Annotated in this window: 1 protein-coding gene; it reads right to left on the bottom strand. The window is 31.2% G+C overall.

Translation table 11 applies throughout. From position 1 onward, the window contains the following. Window positions 1-400 (bottom strand): AMP-binding protein (locus H2279_RS08770; protein WP_337196302.1); only part of this gene is annotated, 400 nt, incomplete at both ends.

Below are 400 nucleotides of genomic sequence, written 5' to 3'. Positions count from 1 at the left end.
ACAAACATCTGTGATTTCAGTAGGGCCATAAAGATTGGCAAATAAACTTTGAGGTAGATGTTTTCTCCAAAGGTTTAATTGTTTATTAGGCATGATTTCACCACAAAAGAGTATTTTTTTGAGATTTTTTGAAGAAAAATTATCTAAAGCTTCGGTGTTTGCAAAATAAATCAACACTGAAGGCACCCAAAAGATTGTACTTACCTTTTCTTGTTCTAAGCATTGTAATACTTTAGCAGGAAAAGCAAAGATATGATTAGGGATGATGTGCAAAGTTGCACCCACTTTTACACTTGAAAAAATATCTAAAACACTATTATCAAAATAAAATGGAGCTTGGTTAGCTAGAATTTCATTCTCATTAAAATGAAAAGTTTCACACACCCAAAACGTATAATCA

Origin of the sequence: Campylobacter sp. B0100352/1 (genome assembly GCF_020135855.1) — a bacterium.
In the GTDB taxonomy this organism is placed as follows: Bacteria; Campylobacterota; Campylobacteria; order Campylobacterales; family Campylobacteraceae; genus Campylobacter_D; species Campylobacter_D taeniopygiae.
This window is presented reverse-complemented; position numbering and strand designations above follow the sequence as displayed.